Annotated in this window: 12 protein-coding genes; 9 read left to right on the top strand and 3 right to left on the bottom strand. The window is 71.8% G+C overall.

The genetic code is table 11. The features are described 5' to 3' along the window. Nucleotides 1–48: 48 nt before the first annotated feature. Nucleotides 49–423 (bottom strand): hypothetical protein, encoded by a 375-nt coding sequence (locus tag KIK06_RS24650; RefSeq protein ID WP_152486384.1) that lies wholly within the window; start codon nt 421–423, stop codon nt 49–51. Nucleotides 424–747: 324 nt separating this feature from the next. Here KIK06_RS24650 and KIK06_RS24645 point away from each other — a divergent pair, with 324 nt between their 5' ends. Together KIK06_RS24645 and KIK06_RS24640 are read left to right on the top strand one after the other, a co-directional pair. Continuing rightward, nucleotides 748–1,002: a PspC domain-containing protein gene (locus tag KIK06_RS24645; RefSeq protein WP_017600413.1), complete on the top strand. Its 255-nt coding sequence runs from the start codon at nt 748–750 to the stop codon at nt 1,000–1,002. Nucleotides 1,003–1,291: 289 nt separating this feature from the next. Further along, nucleotides 1,292–2,950, top strand: coding sequence for a serine/threonine-protein kinase (locus KIK06_RS24640; RefSeq protein WP_442789798.1), 1,659 nt, complete (start codon nt 1,292–1,294; stop codon nt 2,948–2,950). A gap of 36 nt (nt 2,951–2,986) precedes the next feature. On the opposite strand, the gene KIK06_RS24635 is transcribed toward KIK06_RS24640, so the two are convergent. Beyond that, nucleotides 2,987–4,012, bottom strand: coding sequence for a hypothetical protein (locus KIK06_RS24635; protein WP_268645297.1), 1,026 nt, complete (start codon nt 4,010–4,012; stop codon nt 2,987–2,989). Nucleotides 4,013–4,240: 228 nt separating this feature from the next. Here KIK06_RS24635 and KIK06_RS24630 point away from each other — a divergent pair, with 228 nt between their 5' ends. Further along, on the top strand, nt 4,241–5,818 hold the full coding sequence (locus KIK06_RS24630; RefSeq protein WP_327084663.1) for an FAD-binding oxidoreductase: 1,578 nt from the start codon (nt 4,241–4,243) through the stop codon (nt 5,816–5,818). 28 nt (nt 5,819–5,846) lie between these two features. Here the strand turns inward: KIK06_RS24630 and KIK06_RS24625 are convergent, their stop codons facing one another. Beyond that, complete coding sequence (locus KIK06_RS24625; protein ID WP_268645295.1) at nt 5,847–7,541, bottom strand: MFS transporter; 1,695 nt, start codon at nt 7,539–7,541, stop codon at nt 5,847–5,849. A 237-nt stretch (nt 7,542–7,778) separates the two neighbouring features. Here KIK06_RS24625 and KIK06_RS24620 point away from each other — a divergent pair, with 237 nt between their 5' ends. From KIK06_RS24620 to KIK06_RS24595, 6 genes are all read left to right on the top strand, one after another. Beyond that, nucleotides 7,779–8,180 (top strand): hypothetical protein, encoded by a 402-nt coding sequence (locus KIK06_RS24620; protein WP_017600419.1) that lies wholly within the window; start codon nt 7,779–7,781, stop codon nt 8,178–8,180. A 165-nt stretch (nt 8,181–8,345) separates the two neighbouring features. Continuing rightward, nucleotides 8,346–8,864, top strand: a complete 519-nt coding sequence (locus tag KIK06_RS24615) for an NADPH-dependent FMN reductase (RefSeq protein WP_206538958.1) — start codon at nt 8,346–8,348, stop codon at nt 8,862–8,864. Nucleotides 8,865–8,952: 88 nt separating this feature from the next. Then, the gene (locus tag KIK06_RS24610) at nt 8,953–9,465 is read left to right on the top strand and encodes a flavin reductase family protein (RefSeq protein WP_268645294.1); all 513 of its coding nucleotides are present in this window, start codon (nt 8,953–8,955) and stop codon (nt 9,463–9,465) included. Then, nucleotides 9,462–10,262, top strand: a complete 801-nt coding sequence (locus KIK06_RS24605) for an ABC transporter ATP-binding protein (RefSeq protein WP_017600423.1) — start codon at nt 9,462–9,464, stop codon at nt 10,260–10,262. Before KIK06_RS24610 ends, KIK06_RS24605 begins: the two co-directional genes overlap by 4 nt. 41 nt (nt 10,263–10,303) lie before the next feature. Continuing rightward, the gene (locus KIK06_RS24600; RefSeq protein WP_442789834.1) at nt 10,304–11,149 is read left to right on the top strand and encodes an ABC transporter permease; all 846 of its coding nucleotides are present in this window, start codon (nt 10,304–10,306) and stop codon (nt 11,147–11,149) included. Between the two features lie 14 nt (nt 11,150–11,163). Beyond that, complete coding sequence (locus KIK06_RS24595) at nt 11,164–12,282, top strand: ABC transporter substrate-binding protein (protein WP_026127925.1); 1,119 nt, start codon at nt 11,164–11,166, stop codon at nt 12,280–12,282. The last annotated feature ends 13 nt before the right edge of the window (nt 12,283–12,295 follow it).

Here is a 12,295-nt window from a genome sequence, read left to right as displayed (position 1 = left end):
GCACGGGCCGTGGTTCCGGGAGGACCGGACCACGGCCCCTCCGCCGTGTCAGACCGCGTCGTTCACGTGGCGCAGGTGCCCGTCCGCGTCCGGGGCGTACCGCGCGCGACCGTTCCGGTGGGCGAACTCGATCCCGTTCCGCCGGCCCGCGTCGCGCAGCCGCCGCCCGCTCACCCGGTGACCGTCGAGAGGGCCACCGCGCAGCTCCACCACGCCCTCCGGAGCCGTGCGGCCGAACGGAAGGAGGGCGACCGCCCAGGCGCAGAGCACCGCGACCCCGCCGACCAGTGCACCGACCCCCGGATACCCGCCCAGACTGACGGCGAACGCCGCGAGGGCGCCAGCGGCCATCAGGGCGAACACCGTCGACGCGGTGGGGCCGCGTCCGCTCGGTCGGAACCCGGTCCGTTCCATCCGACGCATGTCTCCTCCTGGTCGAGCGGCTCCACGGGACGGTCGTCACGTGCTCGGTGACGCGCGGCCCGCACCGCCCGATTTTAGTTTGTGTACTAACTATTAGCGTACTAACTAAATACTCGGAGGTGCCCCCGGGGTCCCGCGGAGCCTCCGGCCGCGAACGTGTCCCACGCCTCAGGAACGACACACGCCCCGCCCCCGTCCAAGCAGGTGCGGGGCGCGTCGGCGTTCCCCCGCCCCCTCCCCCTCTCGGGGGGTCCGGGGGATGTCAGGGGAGGCCCAGGGCTCTCCCCGATGGGAATCGTCGTTGGTGACAGGCAGGCTGGAGACATGAACGGGAAACTCCAAGGACGACTCGTCCGCAGTGACTCCAACCGTCTCCTGACCGGTGTGTGCGGCGGCATGGCCGCCTTCCTCGGTATCGACGCCACCATCGTTCGGATCGCCTTCGTGGTCTTCGCGCTCCTGGGCGGCGGTGTGTTCGTGTACATCCTCGCCTGGCTGCTGATGCCCGCCGAGGGCGAGCGCCACTCCTTGCTGGAGCAGATCATCCGTAACTTCCAGGGAAAGCCGAGTGAGACCTGATGTGGACCCTTCGAGCCCAGCCGGGCTGGCAGCGCCGCGAACTGTGCGCCCCGCGTGAGGAGCGGGAGGCCGAGGAGAACCGCGAGCCCGCCGCCGCGAACACGGCCGAGCGCTGAGGGACCCTCCACGGCGTCGTCGGCCCCGCCGTCCCCACCTGGGACCTTCGAGTGCGAGTGACCCGCGTGACCCCGGGGCGCGTTACCATCCGAGCATCCCCGGAATGCCTGGACCCGCCCGGGACGTCCGCATGTGAGCACGCACCTCCCCGACGATCAAGGTCTCCCTCACCGTGAGCGCACCCTCCTCCGTCGCCCTGCCGGCCTCCGCCATGGACCTGACCCCGGCCGACCCGGCCAGGATCGGCCCGTACCGAACGCTCGCCCGGCTCGGCGCGGGCGGCATGGGCATCGTGTACGCGGCGGTGCCGGCCGAACCGGAGGCGCGGCCGGTGGCGGTCAAACTGATCCACACCGAGTACTCCGCCGACGAGGAGTTCCGGGCCCGCTTCGCCCGCGAGGTCGACCTGCTGGGCCGGGTCGGCGGGGCCTGCGCGGTCCCGCTCCTGGCCGCCGACACCGGGGCCGACCGCCCGTGGCTGGCCACACCCCTGGTGCGCGGTGCGACGCTGGGCGCCCGCATCCGCAAGAACGGACCACTCGACGAGCCCCTGCTACGCGGCCTCGCCGCCGGCGTCGCCGAGGCCCTGGCGCAGATCCACGCCTGCGGCATCGCCCACCGCGACCTCAAGCCGACCAACATCATCCTCGCGCCGGACGGGCCGAGGGTCCTCGATTTCGGGGTGGCTCGGGCGATCGACCAGACCGCGCTGACGCGGACGGGCACGGTGGCCGGTTCTCCGGGGTGGATCAGCCCCGACCAGTACCGGGGCGAACAGGTCTGCACCGGTGACGACGTGTTCGCCTGGGGTGCCCTGGTCGCGTACGCGGCCACCGGGCGGCCTCCGTTCGGCGCCGGGAACCCCGCGGTGGTCGCGCACCGCGTGATGAGCGACGAGCCGGACCTGGCGGGTTTCGAGGGACCGCTGGCCGACCTGGCCCGCCGCGCCCTGGCCAAGCACGCCGCCGACCGGCCGACCGCGCTGGAGCTGGTCTCGGGGGTGATCCAGGCGGGTGTGCCCGACCGGGCGATCGCGCCGATCCGGGACACCGGTACGGCGGCCGACGCCGTGGCCGCGCTGCTCGACCGCGACTGGCGGGGCGTGCGGGCGGGCGCGGAGCGGGCCGTGGAGCCCCCGGCGGCCTCCGGCGGCGTGGCGAGGCGCGCCCTCACGCTCGTCGGGGCCGGTGTCGGAGCGCTGGTGCTCCTGGCCGGGCTCGCCTTCGGCGGGGTGGCGCTCGCCCGGAACTGGGACTCGCTGCCGATGGCCGCCTGGTTGGCGTCCACCGAGGAGGCCGGCCCCGTTCCGGAGACCGAGGCGACCGAGGACGAGGCGCGCCGCCCCGGCCCGGTCGGGCGGGAACCGAGCGAGGAGCCCTCCGAGGAGCCGTCGCCGTCCCCCGAACCGTCCGAGCCGGAGGAGTCGGAGGAGCCGGAGGAGCCGTCCCCCGAGCCCTCCGAGACGGCCGAGCCCGAGGAGACCGCCGAGCCCGCCCCCGAGCCCGAGACACCCGTCACCGTGCCGATCACCGTCTACAACGCCGAGGGACCGTGCCAGGCCCCGCGGACTTCGGAGTGTTCGCTGCGGTTGGCGAACAACCCGTACGCCGCCTACGCCGACCCGGGCAACCGCGCCGGGGCCGTGTGGCACGACGACCGGCTGGACGCCGCGTGCGTGGTCGGGGACGGCCAGACGATCAGCGACGAGAGCGGCTACAGCACCACCCGCTGGTACAAGGTCACCACGGCGGAGGGCGTGACGGGCTGGCTGCCCGGGGCGCGCACCCGCGACGCGGGCGGGGTCCGCACCTGCGCGTCGCACGAGGTCTGAGGGATCGGAGCCGGTGACGGGCCGGAACGGCCCCGCTCACCGGCCGTGGCGCACCCAGCGCCCCCGCTCGTCGTCCAGGACGACCCAGGAGCCGTCGCCCAGGGGGATCAGCGCGGGCGCGTCGGCGGCGGGTTCGCCGAACCGGCCGAGGACCGCGCCGGTGCGGGTGTCGACGAGGTGCGTCTCGTACCACTCGTACGGCGGGCCCTCGTCGGGGTCCGTGTCCTCGTCCTCGGGTTCCTCGTCGTAGTCGACGTGTGCCGCGACGATCGCGGTCCCGGCGTCGAGGTAGCCGCCCGGCATCGGGGTGAGGGACACCGACCGCTCCCCTCCCGGATCCGCCTCCGGGTCGCCGAGGTCCTCCCCGGTCACGGTGGCGACCACCTCGCCGTCGGGGTAGGAGCGGACGGTGAGTTCCTGGTCCATGGTCAGGAACCGGGTGCCGTCCGGGGACAGGTCCACCATCGCGTCCCCGGTCATCCCCGCTCCCGCGCCCAGCGGGACCTCGTCCACGACGATCCGTCCACCGTCCGGGCGGCCCCGGAACAGGCGGCCGCTCATCTCCGGATACCCCACGTCCAGGACCATCTCCGCGCCCGCCGGGTGCGCGAAGTGGGTGGCGCAGACTCCCCTGGTCCCCAGGTCGGCGCTGGCCAGGACCGCGCCGGTGGCCGCGTCGAGCACCACCCACTGGTCGGTGGCGAGGTCGGACGCCGTCTCGGCCAGTCGGCACAGCCAGACCAGGGCCGCGTCGAGGGAGAAGTCGCACACGGCCGGGCCGGTGGCGCCGAGGGCGAACCGCCACAGTTCCGTGCCCGCCCGGTCGACGCACACCAGGGCCCCGTCACTGGTCGTGTACACGGCCCGCCCGAGGTCGGGCGCCACCGCCTCACCCCACCGGACGGGCCGCTCCGCCACGGGGAACACGTGGGTCGGGTCGACTTCCCGCCCCTCCGCGCCCGGCGGGTCGGGGAACGTGTAGGCCTCGACCCCCTCACCCCCCGACAGCGTCCGCACCCGCCATCCGCCCAGGTTCCTCGGCCGGAGCTCTCCCGGTTCCATCCCCGCATCCCTTCGTCCGGTCGGTGTTCCCCGCTCTGACGGCACCTACCGGCTCGTGGTTCCGGCCCCTCCGCCGAACCGCGTGCCGGTTTCGGTGCGCCCGGCTCCCTCCCGTTGCGGACGCCCCCACCGCCCGTAACCCACAGCCTCCGCGCGACTACTTTTCGTGCGGTCGGGGGTGGGGTATACCCGCCGCGTCTTGGTACTCGTCTCGACTCGGGCGGCTCAATGACCCACGGACACGCCTTCCCTCCCATGACGACCATCGGCCCCGGGGACAAGCGCTACCCCGCGCTCTCACGCGGCTTCAACCAACGCTGGATCGCGAGCCCCGAGTACGTCCGGCTGGTGGGCTCCCCCGCCGGAGCCGTCCGTGCGCTCTCCGAAGCGGTCAACCAGCACCCCACCGACCCCGACCGCACCCGGATCACCGTGCGCTCCGGAGGGCACTGCTACGAGGACTTCGTCTGCGGCGACGACGTCCGCGTCATCCTCGACGTCAGCCCCATGTGCGGCGTCTACTACGACCCCGGCCTCGAGGCGTACTGCGTCGAGGCCGGCGCGAGCAACTGGCACGTCTACAGCCACCTCTATCCGCTCAGCGGCCGGGCCCTGCCGGGCGGATCCTGTTACTCCGTGGGCACCGGCGGGCACGTCACCGGCGGCGGCTTCGGCCTCCTGTCCCGCCAGCACGGTCTCACCGTCGACTACCTCTACGCCGTGGAGGTCGCCGTCGTCCGCCCCAACCGCACGGTCGACCTCGTCGTCGCCACCCGCGACGACCCCGGGACCAACCTCCGCGACCTGCTGTGGGCGCACACCGGGGGCGGCGGCGGGAACTTCGGCCTGGTCACCCGGTTCTGGTTCCGGGACCTGCCCGAACCTCCGAGGAACGTCCGCCTCGCCGCCCTGGCCTGGAAGTGGTCGGAGTTCGACAAGGCCGAGTTCGGCAAGCTCGTCACGGCCTTCGGAGGGTACTTCCGCGACCACCAGGACCCCGACGAGGCGTCGGGGAAGCTGTTCGCGATGCTCAAGCTCAACCACGTGAGCAACGGGGAGATCGGCCTGGTCGCCCAGATCGACGACGACGATCCGAACGGCAAGGACGCCCTGGCCGACTTCCTCGCCACCGTCGACGGCGCGATCAAGCCCGAGTCGGGCCAGATGAGCGCCCCCATGGGTGAGCACCCGCCCGTGCGGGACATGCGCACCCCCCGCGTCCTGCCCTGGCTCACCGCCACGCAGGCGCTCAACAGCTCGGGTGAGAACCGGTGCGGCAAGTACAAGTCGGCCTACATGCGCAAGCCCTTCACCCCCGCCCAGATCGACGAGATGTGGGCCTACCTGGGCAACGTCCGTTACAAGGACTACGTCAACAAGGAGGCGCTCATCCAGGTCGACTCCTACGGCGCCGCGATCAACCATCCGCCCCACGACACCGCGGTCCCCCAGCGCGACTCCATCATGAAGATGCAGTTCCAGGTGTACTGGAAGCGGACCGAGACCGCCTCCGCGATCGACCGGCACATCAAGTGGATCCGCGACATCTACCGCAAGACGTTCGCCACGAGCGGCGGGGTCCCCGCCATCAACGACCTCACCGACGGCTGCTACATCAACTACCCCGACGGCGACCTCGACAGCGGCGAGTGGAACACCTCCGGCGACAAGTGGTACACGCTCTACTACAAGGCCGCCTACCCGCGGTTGCAGCAGGTCAAGAGGTGCTGGGACCCGCTCGACGTGTTCCGGCACCAGCAGTCGGTGCGGCTGCCCAAGGCCAGGGTGGAGGGGACGGGGTCGTAGGCCCGTACGGGCGCGCCGGGCACCGCGCCTACGCCCCCTGCGGCTCCCGTTCCCCGGCGCCCTCGTCATCACATCCGGAAACCGTCGCGTCGGTGTCCTTCTCGAGGGATCCGGAGGCCCCGTCCGCCGGGTCGGGGGCGCCGGGCCCGGGAGTCCCGTCCGCCGCCTCGGGCTCGCCGTCCCCGCCGAGGTTCTCCAGGCGTACCCTCCGCAGTGCCCACAGGACGACCAGGCCCACCGGGACCAGTACCGCCGCGGTGAACCCGTACCCCGTCTGCACGGCGGTCGTGAACGCCGACCGCGCCGCCTCCAACAGCTCGGTCGCGATCGGTCCGGGCAGTGTCCGCGCCACCGCCGTCGCACCGCCGACGCTCTCCCCCGCCGACTCCACGGCACCGGCCGGAACGGCCCCCAGATCCGCGTCGTCCAGCAGGCGGCGGTAGACCACCGCCGCGAGGCTGCCCAGGAAGGCCAGACTGAGCGCGTTGCCGAAACCGCCCGCCACGTCGCCCATGGCGGCGGCCGAACCGGCCTTCCTCATCGGCGCCGACGCGATGATGAGGTTGTAGCTCAACGTGAACAGAGGGCCGATCGCCAGCTGGATCACCACCGCGGCCACGACGATCCCCGGTAGCGTCCCTTCACCGACGAACCACACCATCGCGACGGCCCCGGCTCCCGCGACCAGGAGCGCGACCCCCATGACGAACCCCGGCCGCGCCCACCGGTTCAGGACGGTCGGCAGCAGGCCGCCCACGATCGAACCCAGCGCGGGCGCGATCAGCAGCAGACCCGCCCGCCCCGGGGACATCCCCTCCACCGCCTGGAGGTACTGGGCCAGGAGCATGTCCGATCCGCCCACGCCGAGCAGCATCAACAGCATGGCCACAAGGGAGACGGAGAACGCGGGCGTGGAGAAGAGCCGCAGGTCGAGGAGCGGCTCCGGTGCGCGGAGCTGCCGCCGGACGAACAGCGCGCCCAGCGCGAGGCCCGCCGCGACGCACACCAGGTAGGGCCACATCGGGGCCTCGGACCCGCTGGCCATGTCGTCGGCGAGCTCCTGGAGCCCGAAGATCACCGCGATGACCGCCAGCACGGAGAACGCCACGCCCAGCAGGTCCAGGCGCTGGGCCCGTACCCCGTCCACCCGGGGCAGCAACGGCGTGAACAGCAGCAGGAGCACCGCCACGGGCACGTTGATGAGGAAGACCGAGCCCCAGGAGAAGTACTCCAGGAGCGCACCGCCCAGGGGCGGCCCGATCGCCATCCCCGCGGAGAACGAACTCATCACCACGGCGATGGCCGCGGAGAACTGCCGGGTGTCGGTGAACATCACGCGCAGCAGGGAGGTGATGCTGGGCAGCAGCGACGCCGCGGCCATGCCCATCACGGCACGGGTGGCGATGAGCATGAGCGGGTCGACGGAGAACGCCGCGACCAGGGAGGACACCCCGTACACGGTGACCCCGGCCGTGAGCAGGCGCCGGTGGCCCATCCGCGGCCCCAGCCAGCCCATGGTGAGCACCACGCCGACCTGGAGGAACGACGCCACGTGCAGGATCCACAGCAGTTGTGTGCTGCTGGGGGCGAGGTCGGCGGCGATCGAGGGCAGCGCCAGGAAAAGGACGGTCATGTCCGTGGCGGACATCAGCAGCGGCAGCGTCAGAACCGCGAGGCCCAGCCACTCTCTCCAGGTCGCGGTTCGGGGGTTGCTGGTGGCCACGTCGTTCTCCCAGGCTCGAACGGTCTCGGACAGCTTCGACCGTAAAACCTCAACTTTTGTTGAGATCAAGGTGGAAGAAGGTCTTGTGATGAGTGCCTCGCGACTCTGCGCGACGACACGAGACGAAGTATCGGGAAAATCTCGCCGAGAGTGAGCACAAGGGCACAAGCCCTGTCCCAGGCCACTTCCCGTGCATTATCGTCTCGTCACATGGGGCACACACCGAGACACGCGCTGATGGACACCAGGGACCGTACCGGTTCCCCCGAACCCCACGCGACACTGTCCGCGTACTTCGGAGCCGCGCTGACCCCCCGGGAGTTCACCCTCCCGAACGGCGTCAGAGTGGGGGTGGACTGCGCGGACGCCGATCCTACGACCATCGTCGGACAGTGCTGCCTCCACTGGGGACAGATCAAGTCGAACCAGCGCAACAAGGTCATCGCCGACGCCTTCAAGCTCGCCTGGCTCCGGGGCGCGGCCTTCCCCGACGCACGGGCCGTCCTGGCCCTGAGCACACCGTTCACCAGACTGCTCGGCCGCGGCGCCTGGCTGCCCGAGGCCCTCGCCGCACACCGGATCGACGTCCTCCTGCTGGACCAGGACCACAATGTCCAGCGATTGGAGACCCTTCCGTGACCGGTTCTTCACACGAAGTCCATTTTTTGTCCCTACCTTTGACGGGTCAACGATCTCCGCGGGCCGTCGACGATCCTGCTTCCGCCCGCTCTCCGTCGAAGTCTCCGGTTCCGTACCGGAGGAGTCTTGTCTGGAGGGTGTCCCGTGGGCTCTTCCCATGTGGTCGTGCTGGTAGGTAACCCACGCTCGGGCTCGCGCACCGCCCGCGCCGCGGAGCACCTCGCCCGGTTGCTGTCGTCCGCGATCCGGTCCGACGCGCCGGTCACCACCGTCGACCTGTCGGACTACGGCCCGGCGGTGCTCGACCCCCGCGCCGCCGACGTCGACTCCGCCGTCGAGACCGTGCGGTCGGCTGATCTGCTGGTCGTGGCCAGCCCCGTCTACAAGGGCACGTTCACGGGCCTGCTCAAGTCCTTCCTCGACCGGATGCCGCCCGAGGCACTGCGCGGCACCGTCTGCGTCCCCCTCATGGTCGGCGCCTCCGACGCGCACTCCTCCGCCCCCGAGGCGGCCCTGCGCCCGGTCATGGTCGAGCTCGCCGCCATCTGCCCCACGCCCGCCCTGTACCTCCAGGAAGCGGTGCTCGCGGAGCTGGGCAGCGACACGGACCCCGCGCTGCGCTGGTACGACCGCCACGCGCGAACGCTCTCCTCGGTCATCGACTCACTCCCGGTACGCACGTGATCCGCGAGACCCCACCGTCCCCCGACTCGGCCGTCGCACCCCGTTCAGCGGCGGCCGAGCGCACGTGTCCGTCCCCTGAGGAGCAGGAATGACGCCCCACGATCCCACCCCACACGCCACCGACGTCCGCAGCGAGCCGACCGCCCTGCGCGACGGCCTCGCCCGCATGGCCACGTCCGTCAGCGTGATCACCACGGAGGTCGCGACCGGTCGCCACGGCTTCACCGCCAACAGCGTCGTGTCCGTGTCGGCCGACCCGCCGCTGATCGGTGTCTTCCTGGCCACCACCGCCGAGTGCCACGCCGCCTTCGCCCACGCCAGGACGCTCGCCGTGAACGTCCTCGCCGACGGCCAGGAGCACCTGTCCACGCTCTTCGCCACCCGGGGAGCGGACAAGTTCGGCTCGACCGGCTTCGTCCGCGGCGGCCTGGGCGCCCCGATCCTGCCGGACGCCGCCGTCACGCTGGAGGGCAGCGTCCACTCCCGGCACGCCGCCGGGGACCACACGATGATCCTCGTCGACGTCGCACGCGTCCGCCGCGGCGACTCCGCACCCCTCATCTACCAGGGCCGCCGCTTCCGAAGGCTGGTCGCCGCGTGAGCCGTGAACGCATCGAGGTCCGTGGACTCACCAAGACCTACGAGGGTGGCGACCCGCACCGGCCCACCCTGGACCGCATCGACCTCGACGTCCCGCGCGGACACTTCGTCAGCCTCATCGGCCCCAGCGGTTGCGGCAAGTCCACCCTCATCCGGGTGGTCGCCGGGCTGGAGGACTACGACGAGGGTTCGGTGCGGATCTTCGACTCCACACCCCGCCAGATGTGCGCGGCCAAGGCGGTCGGGTTCGTTCCGCAGTCGCCCGCGCTGCTGCCCTGGCTGAACGTGCGGCGCAACATCACCCTCCCCGCCCGCGTCAACCGCCGGTCGGGCAAGGGGAGCGAGAACCCCGACGCCCTGCTGCGCATGGTCGGGCTCGACGACGCCGCCCGCAAGTACCCGCACGAGCTGTCCGGCGGCATGCGGCAGCGGGTCGCCATCGCGCGCGCCTTCGGCACGCGCCCCGACCTGCTGCTCATGGACGAGCCCTTCTCCGCCCTGGACGAGTTCACCCGCGAGGCGCTCCAATGGCACCTGTTGGGGCTGTGGGAGCGGATGTCGACGACCGTCCTGTTCGTCACCCACTCGGTCCGAGAAGCGGTCACGCTCTCCGACGAGATCGTGGTGATGTCCGCCCGCCCCGGACGCGTGCACGAGGTGATCCCCGTCGATCTGCGCCGACCGCGCGGCGACGAGGTGACCGGCCCCCGCGGACGCGCCCTGGAGGACCGCGTCCGCGCCTCCCTGCGCGGCGCCTGGGAGAGCGGCGCCGCCCCCGACGACCTGATCCCGCTGTGACGGGAGGAGAGAACGTGGCCACCGTCAGCAAAGCGGCGGGTGTGGACCCCCGGACCCGATACCAGAGCCCGCCGTCCCGGAGGCGGCGGAGGAGAGGCCGCGGAGGCCGTTCCCCGCTGTCCGCGCTGTCCCCGCGCGTGTGGCTGCCCACCGTCATCGCGGTCGCGCTGGTCGGCGCCGCGTGGTCGTGGGTCGCCTCCGGGAACCCCTACATCCTGCCCGAACTGGGCGAGGTCGGCCGAACGCTGGTCTCCGACCCGACGCTGTTCGTGGAGAACGCCTGGTCCACCCTCCAGATCGCGCTGCTGGGCGTGGCCTGGGGCGCGGGGACGGCCTTCGTCCTGGCCCTGCTGATGTCGGAGATCCCCGTCCTGCGGCGGGCGGTCATGCCGCTCGCCGTGGTCCTGAACGTCACCCCCGTGGTCGCCCTCGCCCCGGCGCTGGTGGTGGCCTTCGGTTTCGGGATGACCCCGAAGGTCGTCGTCACCGCGATCGTCACGTTCTTCCCGGTGCTGATCAACGTGACCACCGGCCTGCGGTCGGTCTCGGGCCCGGTCCTGCACGTGTTCCGGACCCTGCACGCCTCGCGGACGGAGGTGCTGTTGAAGCTGCGCCTGCCCACCAGCCTCCCCTACGCCCTGGCCGCGTTGCGCGTGGTCCTGCCCCTGTCGATCGTCGGCGCCGTGGTCGCGGAGTTCGTCGCGGCCGGGTCCTCCAGCGGGCTCGGCACGATGATCCGCAACGCGGCCGCCAACGCCCAGCTGCCGCACGTGTACGCCGCCGTCGCGTGCCTGGCGACGATGGGCGTGCTCATGCTCGCCCTGACCACCCTCCTCGAACGGCGACTCCTGTTCTGGCACGAGTCGCAGCAGAGAAATCCCTCATGATCGGAGCTGTCCGCATGTCCACCCCCTTCTCCCCACCCCGGCCCCGGTACCTACGCGCAGCGGCCTCGGCAGTGACGGCGTCGGCCGTCCTGATGGTCTCGGCGTGCGGGGGGCAGGAGGACGACGCAGCACCGCAGGCCGCGGCCATCGTCGACGACGAGCGCTGCGCGACCAACCAGGACGCCGGGACGATCACCTACGTCACCGGCTACCAGTACCAGGCCTCGGTCAGCATCCTGGAGGCCATCGCCGCCGACGCCCTCGGCTACTTCGACGCGGTCTGCCTCGACGTCGAGATCCAGCCCGGCACCGGCGACACGGTCGGCAACGCCCAGTTCGTCGCCGGGGGCACCGCCCAGTTCACCTCCCTGGGCAACGAGGCGGAGATCCTCCAGGCCAACACCAACGACATCGGCGTCATCGGCATCGCCACCTACGGCCACGTGCCGATCGCGACGCTGATGACCGGCCCGGACGTCGAGGAGCTCAGCGACCTGGAGGGCAGCACCCTCGGCCACAAGGGCATGCTGCCCGCTCCCCTGGAGGCCATGCTGGTCGCCGACGGGGTGGACCTGGACGAGATCGAGCAGGTGGAGGTCGGCTACGACCCCAGCGTCCTGCCGCGCGACCAGGTCCAGGCGCTCACCGGCTTCCGCTCCAACGAGCCCTTCCTCCTGGAGGGCATGGGCGAGGAGTACCGGGAGTGGCTGCCCGAGGACTACGGCGTGGTCGGCTCCTTCGGCGTCATGGCGACCAGCCCGGAGTTCGCCGAGGAGAACCCGACCGTCGTCGAGGACTTCCTGCGGGCGCTGTCGCGGGCCTTCGACTACTGCGCGCAGGAGGAGAACGGCAGGGAGTGCGTCGAGTTCGCCGCCGAGCTGGACGGGACCGAGTACGACGTCGACCACAACCTGAACGTCTGGCAGGCCGAGAGCTCCCTGGCCGCCGGTACGACCCGGGAGGGCTCCCCGGTCGGCTTCATCGACCTGGACTCCACCGAGGCCGAGGGCGAGACGCTCGTGGCCGCCGGCCAGCTCGACGAGCTGCCGAACCTGGCGCCCCTGTTCGACCCCAGCTACCTGGAGGGCGTCCACACCAACGGAGAAGTGACCTGGCCCGCCGAGGGTCAGTGAGAGCACGGAAGTG

This window comes from Nocardiopsis sp. EMB25, from assembly GCF_026797795.1.
Lineage (GTDB): Bacteria > Actinomycetota > Actinomycetes > Streptosporangiales > Streptosporangiaceae > Nocardiopsis > Nocardiopsis lucentensis.
Note: the sequence above shows the minus strand (reverse complement) of the source record. Positions and strands in the feature narration are given on the sequence as shown.

Coding starts and splice junctions, on each gene's coding strand:
- KIK06_RS24650 (WP_152486384.1), bottom strand. CDS start 423: ATGCGTCGGATGGAACGGACCGGGTTCCGACCGAGCGGACGCGGCCCC.
- KIK06_RS24645 (WP_017600413.1), top strand. CDS start 748: ATGAACGGGAAACTCCAAGGACGACTCGTCCGCAGTGACTCCAACCGT.
- KIK06_RS24635 (WP_268645297.1), bottom strand. CDS start 4,012: ATGGAACCGGGAGAGCTCCGGCCGAGGAACCTGGGCGGATGGCGGGTG.
- KIK06_RS24630 (WP_327084663.1), top strand. CDS start 4,241: ATGACCCACGGACACGCCTTCCCTCCCATGACGACCATCGGCCCCGGG.
- KIK06_RS24620 (WP_017600419.1), top strand. CDS start 7,779: ATGGACACCAGGGACCGTACCGGTTCCCCCGAACCCCACGCGACACTG.
- KIK06_RS24610 (WP_268645294.1), top strand. CDS start 8,953: ATGACGCCCCACGATCCCACCCCACACGCCACCGACGTCCGCAGCGAG.
- KIK06_RS24595 (WP_026127925.1), top strand. CDS start 11,164: ATGTCCACCCCCTTCTCCCCACCCCGGCCCCGGTACCTACGCGCAGCG.